Below are 18,345 nucleotides of genomic sequence, written 5' to 3' on the forward strand. Positions count from 1 at the left end.
TCCTATGTTTCGCAAGCAGGAATGTGTAGCAATGCTGCTGGCGGGCGGGCAGGGCAGCCGTTTGGGCGTTCTGACCAAGAATTTAGCAAAGCCTGCGGTGCCCTACGGCGGCAAATACCGTATCATCGACTTTCCTCTTTCCAACTGCGTCAATTCCGGGATTGAGACGGTGGGGGTCCTCACCCAGTACCAGCCCATGGTGCTCAATGAATACATCGGAACCGGCCAGCCCTGGGACCTGGATACCATGCACGGCGGCGTGCATGTGCTGCCCCCCTACCAGCGCAGCCGGGGCGCCGACTGGTACAAGGGCACGGCCAACGCCATTTATCAAAACATTCCCTTTATCGAGCGGTACGATCCCGATTACGTGCTGGTCCTGTCCGGCGACCACATCTATAAAATGGACTATTCGAAGATGATCGCCGAGCATCAGAAAAACAACGCCGACTGCACCATCGCAGTGCTGGAGGTCCCGATGGAGGAGGCTTCCCGCTTCGGCATTCTCAACACCAACCCAGACAATTCCATTTACGAGTTTGACGAGAAGCCCAAGGTTCCCAAAAGCAACCTGGCTTCCATGGGTATCTATGTCTTCAACTGGGAAAAGCTGCGCCGGTATCTGGAGGCGGACGAAGCGGATAAGAAATCCTCAAACGACTTCGGCAAAAACGTACTGCCGGCCATGCTGGCGGACGGGCAGCGGATGTTTGCTTACCGGTTCGAGGGCTACTGGAAGGACGTAGGTACCATCGACAGTCTCTGGGAGGCCAATATGGATCTTTTGAATCCCAAAGTGGACTTAGACCTTGGCGATCCGGCCTGGCGCATTTACGCACGCACGCCGGTGCTGCCGCCCCACTACATCGGGGAAAACGCCCTGGTGCAGAATTCCCTCATTACCGAAGGCGCCAACGTGCTGGGCACGGTGGATTTTTCGGTTTTGTTCGCGGATACGGTGATTGAAGAGGGCGCGGTGGTACGCGACTCCATTATTATGCCGGGCGCGAAGATTAAGAAAGGCGCAGTGGTTCAGTACGCCATCATCGGGGAAGACACGGTGGTGGAGGAAAACGCGGTCTTCGGCGAGCGGCCGGAGGAAGCGGAGAACCTGGACGCCTGGGGCGTAGCGGTTGCCGGGGCGGATCTGGTCATCGGCGCAGGCGCCAGGGTTCCGGCCAAGGCCATGGTGGAGAAAGACGTGAAGGGGGCGGTGAAATGAGAGGCAACAATGTGTTAGGAATCGTGTTTTCCAACATGCACGACGAATTTCTCAAGGAACTGACCGCGGTGCGCACTCTTGGATCCATTCCCTTCGGCGGACGGTACCGGCTTATCGACTTCGCCCTGTCGAACATGGTAAACTCCGGCATCACCAAGGTTGGCGTCATCACCAAGTCAAACTACCAGTCACTGATGGACCATCTGGGCTCCGGCAAGGCGTGGAACCTGTCGAGAAAGCGCCAGGGTCTTTACATACTCCCGCCCTTCGGCCAGGGCAACGATGTTTACAGCGACCGGATCCAGGCTCTGGAAGGCATCATGCCGTTCCTCAACCATTCCAATGAGGAATACGTGCTTCTTTCCGACTGCGACCTGGTCCTCAATTTCGACATTGACGCCATGATGGAAGCCCATATGGCTTCCGGGGCGGACATTACCATTGCTTACAAATACGGCGTCAAGCCGGAGCGGCGCAACGACGTGATCGTGATGGACTTAGACGAGACAAACCGGGTTACCAATATCGAAATTGATCCCCAGCGCACGGAGGACTGCTGTTTCGGGCTGAACATTTACCTGATGCGCAGGGATTTCCTGAAGATGGCTATTTCCTCCGCCCGCAGCAAAAGTGCTACCAGCTTTGTGCGGGATGTGATCCAGTCGCGGGTACTCAAGAACCGCATCTATGGCTACCGGGTAAAGGAACATGCCAGCGTCGTCGATTCCATCGCCAGCTACTTTTCCGCTAACATGGACCTGCTCAAGCCGGAGGTACGCGCCGAGCTTTTCGAGCGCAGCCGGCCGATCTACACTAAGGTCCGCGACGATATGCCCACCCGGTATGGCCTGGGCTCGTCGGTGAAAAACAGCCTGATTGCCGACGGCTGCGTCATCGAGGGTGAAGTGGAGAACTCCATTTTGTTCCGCGGGGTGCATGTAGGCAAGGGCTGCAAGGTGAAAAACTGCATCATCGGCCAGAATTCGGTTCTGGGAGTCAATTCCCAGATTGCCTATGTCATCACCGACAAGGATGTCATCCTCAAGGGAGGACGCACTCTGATGGGATTTGAGACTTATCCGGTGTTCATCGGCAAGGAGGCCGTGGTATGACCGGGCCGCACGGCGGCAATCGTCAAGTAGGAAGGGAGCCGAAGCAGAGATGAAAGTGTTGTTTGTGACAAGTGAAGCGCTGCCCTTTGCAGCATCAGGGGGCCTGGGCGATGTGGCGGGTTCCCTGCCCCAGGCCATCCGCGCCCGGCTGGTGGGATGCCGGATCGTCATGCCCTTATACGAAGAAATCCCCCAACATCTCAAGGATAATATGAAGTTTCTGACCAGCATCTCGGTACCGGTGGCCTGGCGGCGCCAGTACTGCGGCATTTTTGAAGCCAAGTACGGCGGGGTCATCTACTACCTGCTGGACAATCAATATTACTTTAAGCGCCAGGGGCTGTACGGGCATTACGACGATGCGGAGCGGTTTGCATTTCTGTCCCGTGCCGCCATTGAAATTATCCCCGCAATTGACTTTAAGCCGGACGTGATTCACGCCAACGACTGGCAGACGGCGCTGACCCCTATTTACTATAAGCTGTTCTATCAGAATCTTCCCGAGTTCGCCGGGATCAAAACCGTCTTTACCATTCACAACATCCAGTACCAGGGCAAGTATGGCATGGAGCTTTTGGAGGACGTGTGCGGCCTGCCGAAGAATGCGGCGCATATTGTGGAATACGACAAGTGCGTCAACTTTATGAAGGGAGCCATCGAAACGGCCGACGCGGTTACCACCGTGAGTCCCTCTTACGCCCAGGAAATCCTCGATCCCTGGTTCTCCCATGGGCTCGACCCCATCCTGGCGAAAAATTCCTTTAAGCTGTCCGGTATCCTAAACGGCATCGACGTGGACAACTATAACCCCGCCACCGACAACCAAATCTATGCCAACTTTACCGCCGACGACCTGTCCGGCAAGGCGGAAAACAAGCGCATGCTCCAGGAGCGGATGGGGCTTCCCACCAATGCGGACATTCCGATCCTCAGTATGGTCACCCGTTTGGTTGCCCATAAGGGGCTTGACCTGGTAAAGTATATCCTCGACGAGCTTTTGGGCTCGGAGGACATACAGATGGTGGTGCTCGGCTCGGGGGACTGGACCTATGAAAGCTTCTTCAAAGAGATGCAGCAGAAGTATCCGGGCAAGCTGTCGGTAGCCATCGGCTTTATCCCGGAGCTGTCCCGCAAGATTTACGCCGGGTCCGACCTGTTTTTGATGCCGTCAAAGAGCGAGCCCTGCGGCCTTTCCCAGATGATTTCCCTGCGCTACGGCACCGTTCCCATCGTGCGGGAAACCGGCGGCCTTCGCGACAGCATTCACGACTCGGGCGACATGCAGGGCAACGGCTTTACCTTCAAAAGTTACAACGCCCACGACATGCTCGGCGCCATTCGCCGCGCCATCCATGGGTATTACGACCGGGAGAATTGGAAAATACTAGTTAAACGTGCCATGCAGTGTGACAACAGCTGGGGCAGGTCAGCCAACGAATACATCCGGCTGTACAAATCCTTAGTCCAGCACGACTGATTGCAAATCCCACGATAAAGCAACCCCCGCTGTTTTGATGACAGAAAACGGGTCATCGAAACAGCGGGGGTTTTCCTTTGATTGCTCTCTTTCCTGTCCCTTCGCAACGGATCCAAGTAGGACGTACGTTCTGAGCCTCTGCGGGCATGGACGCAAATCAGGCCTATACCGCCTGGGATGTGAAAGATAACAAAACGGTAACCAGCCTCTTTCTTATACAAAAGGGAACAAGGAAACACCGCCCTTCATCCGGCCAAAGCAGATACACTCATTATTGCTTATCGATGTGCTTAAAGCCTTCCCCAATGATCTCCCCTACGTCGGACACTACGATAAACGCATCGGGGTCGGTCTGTTTGATGACAGCACGGATCTGGAACACTTCCTGACGGCGCACCACACACAACAGCACTTCCTTATCCTCCCCGGTATACGCCCCCTGCGCCTTGAGCACCGTGACCCCGCGCTGGATGTCTTCCAGGATGCGTTTGGCGATGGCATCGTTTTGGTCGGACACAATGAGCATCATCTTCCCCGTGTCCGCTCCGTAAAGCACCCCGTCAATCAGGCGGCTGCTGATGAAGATCATGATGAGCGCATAAAGACCGCTTTCCATGGTACCGTACACCAATGTCGCCGCCAGAACAATAACCAAATCCACCGCCATAATCAGTTTCCCCATGGGAATATGGGGGAATTTCCGGGAAAGGAGTTTCGCCCCCAAGTCGCTGCCGCCGGTGGTGGCACCCCGCAGATAAATAAGACCCAGACCCAAGCCGGACAAAAAGCCGCCGTAAAGAGCCGCCAACAACGTGTCTCCCTGGTATTGGGGCAAAAAAGGCGCCAGCCCGTCGATCAAGGCGGAAGAAACGATGGTGGCCACCACGGTACGGGCCAAAAACCGCCAGCCCAGCAACTTCCAGCCCAGCAAAAACAAAGGCAGGTTGATCAATAGGATGGTGGTACCGATGGGCAGGGTGGTCAGGTAGTTGACGATGGTGGCAAGGCCGGTAGCGCCGCCGGGCGCGATAGCATTGGGGGACGAAAAGGTGTCGATGGCCACGGCGAACAGTACGCTGCCGCCCACAAATGCAGCCGCGTCCAGAACGTATTCCTTCATCCGGTTTTTCTTCATGGGGTTCTCTCCTTTGGGGAACGGTACGCCCAGGTTCGACATTTGAAATCCGGGTTCCTTGTTCCATAGTGTTTCGCAATTCGGGAAAAACATACCAAACAGGCCGCCTTTCCTTGGTATCGCCAGCCCAAAACGCCAATAAGATTCCATTTTGAGATGTTTTTGGGGACGCAGGCACGCCTCCTTGCGTCTGCCATCCAGCCTGTTTTTTCTGTAAATATGAGTTTTTCGGCACAAAAGGCCCGGCAACGATTGTCTCGTTGCCGGGCCTTTTCCAAGCGGCGCCGCGCTTTTTCCGGTTTCTTTACTCCACCGTCACGCTCTTTGCCAAATTGCGGGGCTTGTCGATGTCGCATCCCTTCATAGAGGCCATATAATAGCCGAACAGCTGCAAAGGAACAATGGCTAGCGAAGGTAGGAAAATATCCAGCGTCTCCGGAATGTAGAACTGGAAGTCGGTGGTTTCGTTAATACGGGTATTGTGCTCGGTGGTAAGCCCCAGCACTTCCGCGCCCCGGGCTTTTACTTCCTTGACATTGCTCATGGTTTTGTCAAACAGCCGGTCCTGGGTGGCGACTGCCACCACCAGGGTACCTTCCTCGATCAGGGAAATGGTCCCGTGTTTGAGCTCGCCCGCGGCATACGCCTCGGAATGAATGTAGGAGATTTCCTTGAGCTTCAACGATCCTTCCATGCAAACCGCATAATCCAGATTGCGCCCGAGGAAGAACACGTCCTTGTCCGCATAGTGGCGGGAAGCAAAATACTGAATGTCTTCCTTCTTTTCGAGCACCGTCGCCACCTTTTCCGGCAACGCCAGCAGCTCGCGGATCATCCCTAAATTCTCCTCGTCGGAGATTTTCCCCAGCTGCCGCCCCACATACACCCCCAGCAGGTAAAGAACCGCCAGCTGACAGGAATAGGCCTTGGTGGTGGCCACAGCGATTTCCGGGCCCGCCCAGGTATAGATCACGTCGTCGGATTCTTTGGCAATGGAACTGCCCACCACATTGACGATGGCCAAAGTCCTGGCTCCCTGCTGCTTCGCATAGCGAAGAGCCGCCAGAGTATCCGCCGTCTCGCCCGACTGACTAATGATGACCACTAAGGTATGTTCGGTAAGAATGGGATCCCGGTACCGGAATTCCGACGCCAAATCCACCTCCACCGGCTTACGGGTGAGGCCTTCGATGACGTACTTGGCCACGATGCCAGTATGGTAAGCCGAGCCGCAAGCCACGATGAGAATCTTGTCGACCTTCTCGAGCTGGTCCTTGGTGAGCGTAATGTCGTCGAGCACCACCTCGCCGTCCTGAATGCGGGGCTTGATGGTGTCGGTGAGGGCCTTGGGCTGCTCCATGATCTCCTTGATCATAAAGTGCTCATAGCCGCCCTTCTCCGCTGCGGACACGTCCCAATCCACATGGAACACTTCTTTGTCCACAAGCTCCTTGCTGGTGTCGTACACCTTTACCTCGTCTGCGCGCATCACCACAATTTCCTTTTCCTCGAGATGATAGATGTCCCTCGTGTAGGAAAGGATGGCGGGAATGTCGGAGGCGATGAAGTTCTCGCCTTCCCCAAGCCCCACGATGAGGGGGCTGTCCTTGCGCATGGCGATGATCTCGTCCGGATGGTCCAGGCACAAAATACCCAAGGCATAAGAGCCCTCCAGGGAATTTTGCAGCATGACCACGGTATCGAGAATGTCGCCGTTATAGTAATATTCAATCAGCTGGGCGATGACCTCGCTGTCCGTCTCGGACGCAAAGGCAAACCCCTTTTCCATCAGGCGGTTTTTCAGCTGCATATAGTTTTCGATGATGCCGTTGTGAACAATGGCAAACCGGCCGGAAGAACTGATATGCGGGTGGGAGTTGACATCGGAAGGCTGCCCGTGGGTGGCCCAGCGGGTATGCCCGATGCCGATAGTCCCCTTGAGATTGCGGCCGCCGTCGAGCATATCGCGAAGGATCTCCAGCCTTCCCTTGGCCTTGACCACTTCCAGCTGTTCCCCAGTGTATACCGCTACACCCGCTGAGTCATACCCCCGGTATTCGAGCTTGGAAAGACCGTCGAGCAGAATGGGCGCTACCTGCTGGCTGCCCACATAACCTACGATTCCGCACATAGAAACTGTGCCCCCTTATTTACATAGAATGATACGGTTAAAAACGCCGTCTGTCCTCCCAGCGTATTTACCTTTGCCCTTTTCTCTTACAGACGCGGCTGCCGGAAAATAATATCCTCGCGGCCGGGTCCGTTCGAAACCATTGTAACAGGTGTGTCAATGGCACGCTCGATGAAATTGACGTATTCCTGTGCCGCCTTGGGAAGCTCCTCAAACTTGCGGATGCCCCGGATGTCTTGCTTCCAGCCGTCGAGCACCTTGAGCACGGGCTTTGCCCGTTCCAGGTCGGGTGTCACCGGGAAATTGTCGGAAATTTCGCCGTCGAGCTCGTAACCCACGCAGACCGGAATGTTATCCAGATACGAAAGCGCGTCAAGCACCGTTACCACCGCTTCCGTGGCGCCCTGCACCTTGCAGCCGTACCGGGTAGCGATGCAGTCAAACCAGCCCATGCGGCGCGGGCGGCCGGTGGTGGCGCCGTATTCGCCCTTGTCACCCCCGTGGCGGCGAAGCTCTTCCGCCTCTTCCCCGAAGATCTCGCTGACAAAAGCGCCTGCGCCCACGGCGCTGGAATAGGCCTTGACCACCGTGACCACGCTCTCCACCGAGTGGGCGGGAAGACCCGCTCCCACCGGCCCGTAGCCGGCGATGGTGTTCGACGAGGTGACCATGGGATAAATGCCCCAGTCCAAATCCTTCAAGGCGCCCAGCTGGCCCTCCAGCAGAATGTTCTTTCCTTCCTTGACGGCCTCCTGCATAAACGCGTGCACATTTCCAACATATGGCCTTACTTGCTCGCGATATTCCAGCATGGTGGCATAAAGTTTCTTTGCATCCAGGAGAGGTTTGTGGTATAAGTGCTCAAGCAGCACGTTCTTGGTCTCGATGACCCGTTCAATCTTCTCAAGAAGCTCCTTCTCCCGGAACAGCTCGCACACCTGGAACCCCACCTTGGATACCTTGTCCGCATAAAAAGGGGCGATGCCCGACTTGGTCGAGCCGAAGCTTTTCGAGGAAAGCCGCTCCTCCTCATACTGGTCGAACAGGACATGATAGGGCATGACAATCTGGGCCCGCTCGCTTATCAAGAGGCGGGGAGCCGGCACGCCGCCGTCCTTAATCTGCTTGAGCTCCTTCATTAGCTGGGGAATGTTGAGCGCCACCCCGTTGCCGATGACGTTCATAATATGGGAATAAAACGCGCCGGAAGGCATCATGTGCAGCGCGAAGCGCCCATAGGGGTTGATGATGGTGTGTCCCGCGTTGGCGCCGCCCTGGAAACGCACCACAATGTCCGATTTCGCGGCGAACATATCAGTAATTTTTCCCTTGCCTTCGTCGCCCCAGTTTGCGCCTACAATCGCCTTTACCATGTGGTATCACTCCTAACAATCGGTTGGCCCCAGGGAGATCTTCCCCCTGCGGCATGCTTTCGGCCGGGTTTTCGTTTCACTGCTTCCTTGCCGCGAAACGCTTCTTTTCCCTTAGACCTTGATTTCTACCTCCACCTGACCGATGCCTTGATACCGGTCCAGGACCTCCTTGACGTCATGCTCCAAAAACTCCGTCACCTGCTGAGGCGCCCGGCCCACGTAATTCTCCGGACGGATGAGGGCTTTGAGTTCTTCCAACGTCACACCGAAGGCCGGATCCTTTGCAATCCGCTCGAGCAGATCGTTTTCGCCGCCCTCCTGCTTGATGACGCGTCCCGCCTCCATGGAGTGAACCCGGATGCGCTCGTGCAGCTCCTGCCGGTCGCCGCCCCGCTTGACCGCGTCCATCATAATGTTTTCGGTGGCCATAAAGGGCAGCTCCTTCATAAGCCGCTGCTCGATGACCTTGGGGTACACCACTAAGCCGTCTACCACGTTGATATACAGACTCAAAATCGCGTCCACCGCCAAAAAGGCTTCCGGCACGCTGATGCGCTTGTTGGCCGAGTCGTCCAGCGTCCGCTCGAACCACTGGGTGGAAGCGGTAAGGGCGGGGTTGACCGCGTCGGCGATCACATAGCGTGCCAGCGACGCGATGCGCTCGGTGCGCATGGGGTTGCGTTTATAGGCCATGGCGGAGGAACCGATCTGCTGCTTTTCAAAGGGCTCCTCAATCTCCTTGAGATGCTGCAAAAGCCGGATGTCATTCGAGAACTTAGCCGCCGACTGGGCGATGCCGGACAATACGTTTAAATACTGGCTGTCCACCTTTCTCGAATAGGTCTGCCCGGAAACCGGGAACACGCCGGGATATCCCATAATCTCCGCAATCAGGCCGTCGAGGGTACGCACCTTTTCCTGGTCCCCCTCAAACAGCTCCAGAAAGCTCGCCTGGGTGCCGGTGGTTCCCTTGGAACCCAGCAGCTTCGCTTTGGAAAGCTGATGCTCCACATCCTCCAGATCCAGCAAAATGTCATTGAGCCACAGCGCCGCCCGTTTTCCCACCGTGGTGGGCTGGGCAGGCTGGAAATGGGTAAAAGCCAGAGTGGGCTGGTCTTTTTGCTCGTCGGCAAACTTGGCCAGATGCCCAATCAACGTCACCAGCTTGTCGCGGATGAGGGTCAACCCTTCGTGCATCAGGATCAGATCGGTATTGTCGCCCACATAGCAGGAGGTGGCGCCCAAATGGATGATGGGGCGGGCCTTGGGGCACTGCTGGCCGTACGCGTAAACATGGGCCATCACGTCGTGACGGCATTCCCGCTCCCGCTTTTCGGCCACGTCGTAATTGATGTCGTCTGCGTGCTGCTTCATTTCCTCGATCTGCTCCTCGGTCACCGGCAGGCCAAGCTCATGCTCCGCCTGGGCCAGGGCAATCCACAGCCTGCGCCAGGTGCGGAACTTCTTGTCCGGTGAAAAAAGATAGAGCATTTCACGGCTGGCATACCGTGAGGACAGGGGGCTTTGATAGGTATCGTTCAAAATAGAACGCCTCCTTGCGAATTTGGTAAGAATCCGTTGCCGCGAAGAGGCATACGCCCGTTCGCGCAGATTTTCTCCAGTTTACTGCAGTTTAATAGTAATACATCCGGATGGATTTGTAAAGAATTTGCTTGTAAAACGAAAAAAGCCGCGCGTCTTTGAAAAGACGTGCAGCCTGCCGGTGCGGCCCAGGATCTCCGGCTCCCGCATGAAACCGTAGAGAAGAGATTGATACCAGTTAGGAAGCGAGATGGCGGGAGCGGAGACAGGGAGAAAAGGGTAAAGATGTAAGCAAAAAGAAGAATGTAACAAGAGGAATTCTTGTTATCCCTATTATAAAAACACGCTCGAACCCTGTCAATACGATATGCCAAACTTTAATCTTTGTATACAATTTATACTGCGAGTAAATGATCGAGGAAATCCCGGATTTGTTCCATCGCCTGGTTGGTCTCCGGCAGATCAAACACATGGAACACATGCCACATGCCGTCGAACACCGATAGGGTTACCGGTACGCCGCATTCTTCCAGTCTTTTCTTCAAAAGCAGCGAGTCTCCCAGCAGCACCTCGTTGGTACCCGCCTGGATGAGAACCGGGGGAAACCCGGCCAAATCCCCGTACACCGGCGACAGATAAGGGGTCCCAAGCGGCGTTCCCGCCGCGTAATGCAGGGCGGACAGGTGCAGCCCCTCGCTTTCGATGATGGGGTCGTCCTGGGCCCGGGTACGATGGGAGGAAACCGACCCGGTCAGGTCGGTCCAGGGGGAAAGGCAAACGATCCCGCCGGGCAGCGGCTCATCCCTGTCTTTGAGGCACAAAGCCAGCGCCAGCGAAAGACCGCCGCCCGCCGAGTCTCCGGCCAAGACAATCCGGCCCGGTTCGATTCCTTCCCTGCACAGATGCCGAAAGACGGCCAGAGCGTCGTCCAAAGCGGCAGGGAACGGATGCTCTGGCGCCAGACGGTAGTCATAGGAAAGGACGCGCCGCCCGGTATCCTGTGCCAGGACCGACGCCAGCGCCCGGCTGGAGGTCAACGACCCGCCTTCGTAGGCGCCCCCGTGGGAATAGAGGATCACCCGGTCCCCCCTTTCCTTTGCCGGGACAATCCACTCCGCCGGCCGAGGGCCGGGGGCCGGCGCCACCCGCAGATCAGGCGGCATCTTTTTGAGCTTTCCTAAAAAATCCGACCCGGCACGTTTGAGATCCAGGTTCAGATTACAAATCACCGGCTTTACGCTGCGCAATAGTCCCAGCATCGCCGCGCTCTTCTTGCTTTGCATACTTCCCCTCCATGTTCCAGCCGCCTTTTCCCTCTCCATGGAGAAACGGCCTAAGTCTGCCACCTCTTCCCCCGTCGGCACCCAAAGCAAGGCAACCGCATTTCGCTGTTGACCTCCTCGCTCCCTATTCCGGCAAAATCTCCAAAAACGCCGCCAGGCCGCCCCGCCTTCCGCCGGTGGCCCGGTGGGAAAAAAGCAGGTCGCTGTGGCAACAGGTGCAGATCCCCGAGACCGTGATCTGCGTTTGCGGAATCCCGGCGCCAACGAGCAGCTGCCGGTTTAGCTCCCACAAATCCAGCTGATAGCGGCCGTTTTCCTTGGGGAAAAGCACCTGCTCGAGGTGAATCCCCGAAAGTGCCCGCACCCGATCGGCCACCGCGTCGTCCACCTCATAACAGCATTTCCCAATGGAAGGGCCTACGGCCGCCTTGAGGTCTCTAGGGTCGGTGCCGAATTCCTCCCGCATCCGTTTTACGGTGATGGGACCGATGGACGATACCGTTCCCCGCCAGCCCGCATGAGTTAGGCCGATGGCCTTGTGCACCGGGTCGAGAAAGAACAGGGGGACGCAGTCGGCATAATGGGTAACCAGGGTAAGGCCCGGCACATCGGTAATCAATCCATCCACACTCTGGTAATCCTTCTTCCGCCTGATCCCTTTTCCACGGTCCTCTTCCGTTACCCGGCGGATCACCGTATGGTGATCCTGGGCGGAAAAGACCAAACTTTGCGGGTCAAACCCGGCGGCCAGGGAAATGCGCCGGTAGTTTTCCCGTACATTTTCGTCCGGGTCTCCCCGGCCGAAGCTCAGGTTGAGCGCCGCGAATTCCCCTTCGCTCACCCCGCCCAAACGGGTGGAAAAGGCATGGCGGAACCCGAGTTCCTCCGAAAGGGCCGGGAATGTCAGAAACCCCACCCCATCCTTTTGCTCGAGCCTCATATTCCCAATGGAGTTCATTTTAAAACGCCCCTTTCCTTTGCTGCGTGATTCGCAGGCCATCGGCCTGCCAGACTGCGCGTGGTGGGAACGGCATTCCTCGCACCGCCCATACCGGGGACAACGTTTCCTGCGGCATGGGCAGGGGGATTTCACCGGTGTTTGCACAAAACTCCCTCCTTGGTTTTCTCCTTTGTTCTTTTTGCCAATGCCAGCCTTGGATGTTCCGCGGCGCTTCTTCTATTGTATGCCATTCGGGCTTCTTTGAACCAACATAGAAAAATCCCGCGACGAAGCCCACCCGCCGCGGGATTTCCGCCCGTTCGCTGCAGGACCCGCCAGCGCAAACGGACACGTCATTTGCCTATTGTGAAGGAAGAAAAGGCGCTTGTCAAGCTCTTGCCAGAGCTTCCCGGATAATTTTGCTGTCCCAGTCGTTTTCCAGCGGGTCGCCGATGCACTCGGAGGACATCCGCCCGTCGTACCCGGCGGCCTTCAGCGCCGCGAAGAACGGTATGCATTCCTCCAGCTCCTCACCCCGGGGGAAATACCGGGTGGGCGAAGAAATGTGCGTGTGCCCCAGCTTGCCGGACTCGGCCGCTTGCGCCACAATGGACACATCCTCATGGTCCACGCACATGTGATAGTAGTCCAGCAGAATGCCCACGCTGGGATGGTCCACCTGGCGCATCAGCGCAAGGCCTTCGGCGCCGGAATTGATGAGGTTTGTCTCCGTATGGTTGAGTGGTTCGATGACGATGGTAATGCCGTACTTTTTCGCCACGTCGCCCAGCTGATAGGTAAGCTCCGCCATCTGCTGAAAGGCATCCTCCTTAGAGAAGCCTTCCGGCACCTTGCGGGCCGCGCCCGAGCCCAGCACCGACGTTTTCACGCCCAGGGACGCCGCCTTATAAAGAGCTTTGTCGGTATACTCAAGCAGGCTTTTTACGTCCACATTCGGGCCGGTCAGCGGCGCCGAACCGGAGAAGAAAATATTGGTCGCCTCGGTCTTGAGGCCCGCCGCCTCACAGGCGGCGCCAAACTCTTTGAGCTGTGCGTCGGTCATATCTGCCAGCTTGCACAGCGCCACTTCCACATAATCGTAGCCAAGCCGTTTTTTTGCCAGGGGGAGTTTCTCCGCAGCATGTTCAAAGTCGCCAAAGCAAAGGCCGAATCGCATGGTTATCGCATCCTTTCCGTTGAGAAAATGTTGATTGTGATCTTACACGCCCGAGTAGGCGGAGAACCCACCGTCTACGGGGATGACCGTACCGGTGACAAAACCGGAGGCCGCGTCGCACAAAAGCCACAGCAGCGTGCCGGTCAGTTCCTCCGCTTCCCCGAAGCGGCCCATGGGGGTGGCCCGGAGAATTTTGTCGGTGCGTGCGGTGGGCCTGCCGCTCTCGTCAAACAGCAGAGCCCTATTCTGATTGGTCACAAAGAAGCCCGGGGCAATGGCGTTGACCCGTACTCCCGCCTTGGCAAAATAAACCGCCATCCACTGGGTCAGGTTGGACACCGCCGCCTTCGCGCCCGAATAAGCCGGGATTTTGGTCAGCGGGCGAAAGGCGTTCATGGAGGAGATGTTGATGATATTGCCGCCCCGGCCCGCCATGTTCTTGGCGAAGACCTGAGTGGTCAGCAGGGTGGCCATGTAGTTGAGGTTAAGCACAAACTGCACGCCGGAAGGGTCCAGGTCAAAGAAAGTCTTCACCTGGCCGATAGCGGCCGGGTCGAGCTGCTCGTCGTCGGTGGTGCCCCGGGGATGGTTGCCGCCCGCGCCGTTGATGAGGATGTCGGGGGTGCCAAGGCGCTTCTCCACTTCCTCGGACGCTTTCTGAAGGCTTTGCACATCTAAGCAGTCGGCCGCCACCGCAATCGCCTCGCCGCCCTCTTGGCCAATCTCGTCGGCCACCTTCCGGGCCGCGTCCTGATTCAAGTCCAAAACCGCCACCTTTGCGCCGCACTGGGCTATGGTCTTGGCAAAAGCTGAGCAAAGGACTCCTCCCCCGCCCGTGACCACCGCAACCTTGCCCTTCAAATCAATGTCAAACGGAAGCTTTGCCATATCGCTGTCTCCTTTTCGTTTGGATCCTTGGGTCATTTTTTCTTGCGGATGGCTTCCCACAATCCCGTGAGATAGCACGCGCCCAGCGCCCGGTCGTAAAGGCCGTAGCCCGGCCGTCCTTCCTCGCCCCAGATCATCCGCCCGTGGTCGGGGCGCATATATCCGTCGAAGCCGGTTTCGTACAGGGCGGTGAGCAGCGCCGCCATATCCAAAGACCCGCAGGCAGAGGGATGGGCCGCTTCTTCAAAGGAACGCCCGCCGGTATTCTTGATGTTGCGGGCATGAACAAAATGAAAACGGTGCTCGGGGCCGAACCGGCGGATGATCCCTTCCAGGTCGTTGTCCGGGTCGGCGCCCAGCGAACCAAAGCAAAGGGTAACGCCGTTGCGCTTGCTTTTGTTAAGCGCAAAAAGCCGTTGGTAGCTGTCCGCCCCGGTGATGATCCGGGGCAGGCCGAAGATGGGCCAGGGCGGATCGTCTGGATGGATGGCCATGTTCACCCCGTATTCCTCGCAAACCGGGATGACCGCGTCCAAAAACCGGCCCAGATTGCGCCACAAATCCTCTTCGCTCACCTTTGCGTACCGCTCCATGAGCGTTCTCAGCTCGTCCCTCGTGTAGCTTTCGTCCCACCCGGGCAGGCTCAGCTCGCTTTTGACCGGGTCGATGGAACAAACGGTTTCGTCGTCGTAGGCCAGGGCAGTGGAGCCATCCGGCAGCGGTCTTTTCAGCTCGCTTCGCGTCCAGTCGAACACCGGCATAAAATTGTAGCAGATACACTTGACTCCCGCCTTGCCCAGACGGCGGACGTTTTCGCAGTAGTTCTCGATGTATTTTTCGCAGCCAGGCGCGCCCAGCTTGATGTCCTCATGGACCGGCACGCTCTCAATGACCTCAAACGCAAGGCCCTTTTCCTCAGCCTGCCGCTTAAGCGCGTCAATGTCCTCCTGGGGCCAAACCTCGCCTACCGGCACGGTGTACACCGCGGTGACCACGCCGGACATGCAGGGAATTTGGCGAATGTGGTCGAGGGTTACCGGATCGTCCGGCCCGTACCACCGAAAGGTCATGTTCAAAACGGCGTTCCTCCTCTGCTGTATTCCAATACGTAATTTTTATTTCAAATATTTCTAATCGTTGTCAACATAGCCGTCCTCCGGGCCCTTCCTTGCAGCCGGAAGGATTCGATCAAATCGGTCTTTCTTACTTTTTCTGCACGTTATAGGAACCGGAGGTATCCGCAAAGACCGCTTGGGTGTTCTTCACCACCGAGGTGGCCACCCGCTTTTGCAGCTCGTTGTAGAACAGGTCCTCGTCAAAGGGGATGTCCACGGTCCTGTCCAGCCAGGAGGACAGGTGCATGGCGTTGGAGAGGGTCAGGCCGTTGATGCCCTCCTCGCCTCTGGCCACCAGCGGCTCGCCCCGCAGGATGGCGCCGCCGAAGGCGCGCAGCACGCCCTGGTGCTGGGGGGACAAGCCGTCGGTTTCCACGTCCACAACCTCCACCGCCGGCTGGCCGAACACATCCGAGCGGTTGGTGGCGTTAAATTCCTTCTGGCCGGGGGTAATCTTCCACAGCTTCAGTTTTTCATCCTCGCACACCAGCTTGCCGCCGTCACAGGTGATTTCAAACCGGTTGGTGCCCGGCGCGTCGGACACGCTGGTGACAAACACGCCGGACGCGCCGTTTGCGTATTCAAAATAGGCGGTCACGTCGTCCTCCACCTCAATGTCGCGCCACAGGCCGTTGTGGCAGAAGGCCCGCATTCTCACCGGCATACCGCAGATCCACTGGAGAAGGTCCAGGTTGTGGGGGCACTGGTTTAAGAGCACGCCGCCGCCCTCGCCCTTCCAGGTAGCGCGCCAGGAGCCGGAGTCGTAATAAAACTGAGAGCGGTACCAGTTGGTCACGATCCAGTTGACCCGCTTGATCTCGCCCAGCTCGCCGCTGTGCACCAGCTCGTGCATCTTGCGGTAAATGTGGTTGGTGCGCTGGTTGAACATCAGGGCAAACACCCGGTCGCTCTTGGCGGCAGCCTCGTTCATTTCCCGCACCTGCTTGGTATACACGCCCGCGGGCTTTTCGCACAGCACATGCAGGTTGTGCTCCAATGCCTCAATGACCAGAGGCGGGTGGGAATAGTGGGGAACGGCGATGGTCACCGCGTCCACCAGCCCGCTTTCCATCAGGGCGGTGGCGTTGTCAAAGAGCGTTACCTCTTCGCCCACCTGGGTCTTGGCCCACTCCAGGCGCTGGGGATTGATGTCCGCTACGGCAGTGAGCACCAAATCGTCCCCGCACTCGTGGTCGCGGATCATACGCACATGGCCGGAACCCATGTTGCCGATGCCGATTACGCCGACTCTTACCTTATCCATGTTCCCTGTTCCCCTTTCGCTTCGTCAAAACTGCATTTGATCAGGATTTCCTTCAACGCGTCCACCGCCGCCCCGTAGGCGTCCTTGGCGCTCGGGTACACAAACCGGCCGCCCGCCTGTACCTCGCCCTGCTCCAGGCTTTTCATCCCCTCGAACAGCGTCAGGTGCGGCTCGCAGGTAAGGTAACGCAGCCCCTCCTTGGCAGAGAACTTGCGGATGATCTTGTCCACCTCGCCCACGCCGTACCCGGCCGGGACCACAAAGCCCACGTTGGTGGCGTCCTTGACGTGCACGCTTTCCACAAAGTACTCCAGTTTATCCCACGCCGTCCGCACGTTCTCGCCGCACTGGACGAAGTTTGCCGGGTCAAAGATGGCCTGCATGCCGCCGTCCATCTCGGTGAGGATGTCCAGGCACCGATCGGCGGTGTCGCCGTAAATGCCCTTTTCGTTCTCGTGCAGAAGGGCGACGCCGCTGCCCTGGGCCGCGTCCACAAAGGCGCGCAGCCGCTTCATGACCTCGTCGCGGTACTTTTTCGGGTCTTCCCCCTTGGGGATGTAGAAGCTGAAAAGACGGATGCGCGTAACATCCAGGAGTTTGCAGAGCTCCAGCGTCCGTTTGAAGAGCTCCAGGTGGGGCTCAAAGGGATCGGTAATTAAGATCTTGCCCAAAGGCGAGCCCATGCAGGTCACCTTCAGGCCCTCCTGGTCCAGAGTGGACTTGAGCGCCTTCGCTTCCTCGTCGGTCAGCTCGGTGCAGTTCTTGCCGTATACGCCCCGCAGGTCGATGCCGGCAAGGCCCAGCTTTTTGCAGCATTCGATCTGCTCGGCAAGGGCGGGCGAATATTCGTCGGTAAATCCAGTCAGTACAAAACGTGCCATGGTCCGTTCCTCCTATCGGTATCCCAGTTTTCTCAAATATTGATAGCTGGTTTGCAGCGACGCGAAGGGATCCCCTTCGCAGGTGTCCTGCTCCACCAGGAGCCATTCGGTCCCGGCCTTTTCGCATGCATCCAGAATGGCGGGAAAATTCAAGTTTCCCTCCCCTACCGGGGCCATTACCTGGGTCATTCCGTGTACCGCCATGTCCTTGAGATGCACGCAGCGAAGCCGCCCGGACAGCTTTTTGATCCACTCCACCGGGTCGCAGCCCCCCGCCTGGACCCAGTAGGTGTCCAGGATGAAGTGCATTTCCTCCGGCGCGAACATATCCGCAAGGCGGTCGATCACCATCCGTCCGCCGAACCGTTCGAACTCCAGATTGTGGTTGTGGTAGTGAAACTGGCAGCCCGTATCCCTGATTTTCCGGGCCACCGGAAGAAAATCCCGGCAAAACCGCTCCACGCCCTCCATGCTTCCCCGGTATTCCTCCGGAAGCATGCCAAGGCCGATGTTTTTGCAGCCGTAAACCGTGTGTTCCGCCAGCACGTCGCCGAGCTCAGTCAGCAGCCGCCCCGGTGGGATATGGGTCACCGCAATGGTCAATCCCAGCCGGTCGCAGCAGTCTTTCAGACGTTTGGGTTCAATGGGGCCCAGCCCCGAAACCTGCACCGTCCGGTACCCGATCTGCGCAATCTTTTCAAGGGCGATTTCAATCTCTTCCGGGGTTTTACACTGCTCGCGCACCGTGAACATCTGCGCGCCCAGTTTCATACCATCTGCCTCCTTTTCCCGTCCGGACCGGACG

The 18,345-nt window shown here is 57.6% G+C and carries 15 protein-coding genes; 3 read left to right on the top strand and 12 right to left on the bottom strand.

The features are described from left to right. The first annotated feature begins 4 nt into the window (after positions 1-4). The 3 genes from WMO26_RS06375 to glgA are packed head-to-tail and all read left to right on the top strand — an operon-like array spanning position 5 to position 3,811. Complete coding sequence (locus tag WMO26_RS06375; protein WP_349219012.1) at positions 5-1,222, top strand: glucose-1-phosphate adenylyltransferase; 1,218 nt, start codon at positions 5-7, stop codon at positions 1,220-1,222. Next, complete coding sequence (gene glgD, locus WMO26_RS06380; protein ID WP_349219014.1) at positions 1,219-2,334, top strand: glucose-1-phosphate adenylyltransferase subunit GlgD; 1,116 nt, start codon at positions 1,219-1,221, stop codon at positions 2,332-2,334. The genes WMO26_RS06375 and glgD overlap by 4 nt, the downstream gene beginning before the upstream one ends. A 49-nt stretch (positions 2,335-2,383) precedes the next feature. Next, complete coding sequence (gene glgA / locus WMO26_RS06385) at positions 2,384-3,811, top strand: glycogen synthase GlgA (RefSeq protein WP_349219015.1); 1,428 nt, start codon at positions 2,384-2,386, stop codon at positions 3,809-3,811. Positions 3,812-4,082: 271 nt separating this feature from the next. Here glgA and WMO26_RS06390 read toward each other — a convergent pair whose 3' ends face one another. The 12 genes from WMO26_RS06390 to WMO26_RS06445 form a co-directional block, all read right to left on the bottom strand. Beyond that, positions 4,083-4,946, bottom strand: coding sequence for a YitT family protein (locus tag WMO26_RS06390; protein ID WP_349219017.1), 864 nt, complete (start codon positions 4,944-4,946; stop codon positions 4,083-4,085). A 304-nt stretch (positions 4,947-5,250) separates the two neighbouring features. Next, positions 5,251-7,077, bottom strand: a complete 1,827-nt coding sequence (glmS, locus tag WMO26_RS06395) for a glutamine--fructose-6-phosphate transaminase (isomerizing) (protein WP_349219019.1) — start codon at positions 7,075-7,077, stop codon at positions 5,251-5,253. 86 nt (positions 7,078-7,163) lie between these two features. Then, complete coding sequence (locus tag WMO26_RS06400; protein WP_349219021.1) at positions 7,164-8,450, bottom strand: adenylosuccinate synthase; 1,287 nt, start codon at positions 8,448-8,450, stop codon at positions 7,164-7,166. 111 nt (positions 8,451-8,561) lie between these two features. After that, complete coding sequence (purB, locus tag WMO26_RS06405; protein WP_349219023.1) at positions 8,562-9,992, bottom strand: adenylosuccinate lyase; 1,431 nt, start codon at positions 9,990-9,992, stop codon at positions 8,562-8,564. A gap of 395 nt (positions 9,993-10,387) precedes the next feature. Beyond that, positions 10,388-11,275: an alpha/beta hydrolase gene (locus tag WMO26_RS06410; protein WP_349219025.1), complete on the bottom strand. Its 888-nt coding sequence runs from the start codon at positions 11,273-11,275 to the stop codon at positions 10,388-10,390. 124 nt (positions 11,276-11,399) lie between these two features. Further along, positions 11,400-12,233: a peptidoglycan editing factor PgeF gene (gene pgeF, locus WMO26_RS06415; protein WP_349219027.1), complete on the bottom strand. Its 834-nt coding sequence runs from the start codon at positions 12,231-12,233 to the stop codon at positions 11,400-11,402. Between the two features lie 370 nt (positions 12,234-12,603). Further along, positions 12,604-13,392, bottom strand: coding sequence for a sugar phosphate isomerase/epimerase family protein (locus WMO26_RS06420; protein ID WP_349219029.1), 789 nt, complete (start codon positions 13,390-13,392; stop codon positions 12,604-12,606). A 42-nt stretch (positions 13,393-13,434) separates the two neighbouring features. Then, entirely contained in the window at positions 13,435-14,280 is an 846-nt protein-coding gene (locus WMO26_RS06425; RefSeq protein WP_349219031.1) for an SDR family oxidoreductase, read from the bottom strand. Between the two features lie 32 nt (positions 14,281-14,312). Beyond that, on the bottom strand, positions 14,313-15,356 hold the full coding sequence (gene uxuA, locus WMO26_RS06430; RefSeq protein WP_349219033.1) for a mannonate dehydratase: 1,044 nt from the start codon (positions 15,354-15,356) through the stop codon (positions 14,313-14,315). Positions 15,357-15,483: 127 nt separating this feature from the next. Continuing rightward, positions 15,484-16,659, bottom strand: a complete 1,176-nt coding sequence (locus tag WMO26_RS06435) for a Gfo/Idh/MocA family protein (RefSeq protein WP_349219034.1) — start codon at positions 16,657-16,659, stop codon at positions 15,484-15,486. Beyond that, complete coding sequence (locus WMO26_RS06440) at positions 16,647-17,540, bottom strand: sugar phosphate isomerase/epimerase family protein (RefSeq protein ID WP_349219035.1); 894 nt, start codon at positions 17,538-17,540, stop codon at positions 16,647-16,649. Before WMO26_RS06440 ends, WMO26_RS06435 begins: the two co-directional genes overlap by 13 nt. A 12-nt stretch (positions 17,541-17,552) precedes the next feature. Next, the gene (locus tag WMO26_RS06445; RefSeq protein ID WP_349219037.1) at positions 17,553-18,311 is read right to left on the bottom strand and encodes a sugar phosphate isomerase/epimerase family protein; all 759 of its coding nucleotides are present in this window, start codon (positions 18,309-18,311) and stop codon (positions 17,553-17,555) included. Between the last annotated feature and the right edge of the window lie 34 nt (positions 18,312-18,345).

It is taken from the genome of Solibaculum intestinale (assembly GCF_040096205.1).
In the GTDB taxonomy this organism is placed as follows: Bacteria; Bacillota; Clostridia; order Oscillospirales; family Acutalibacteraceae; genus Solibaculum_A; species Solibaculum_A intestinale.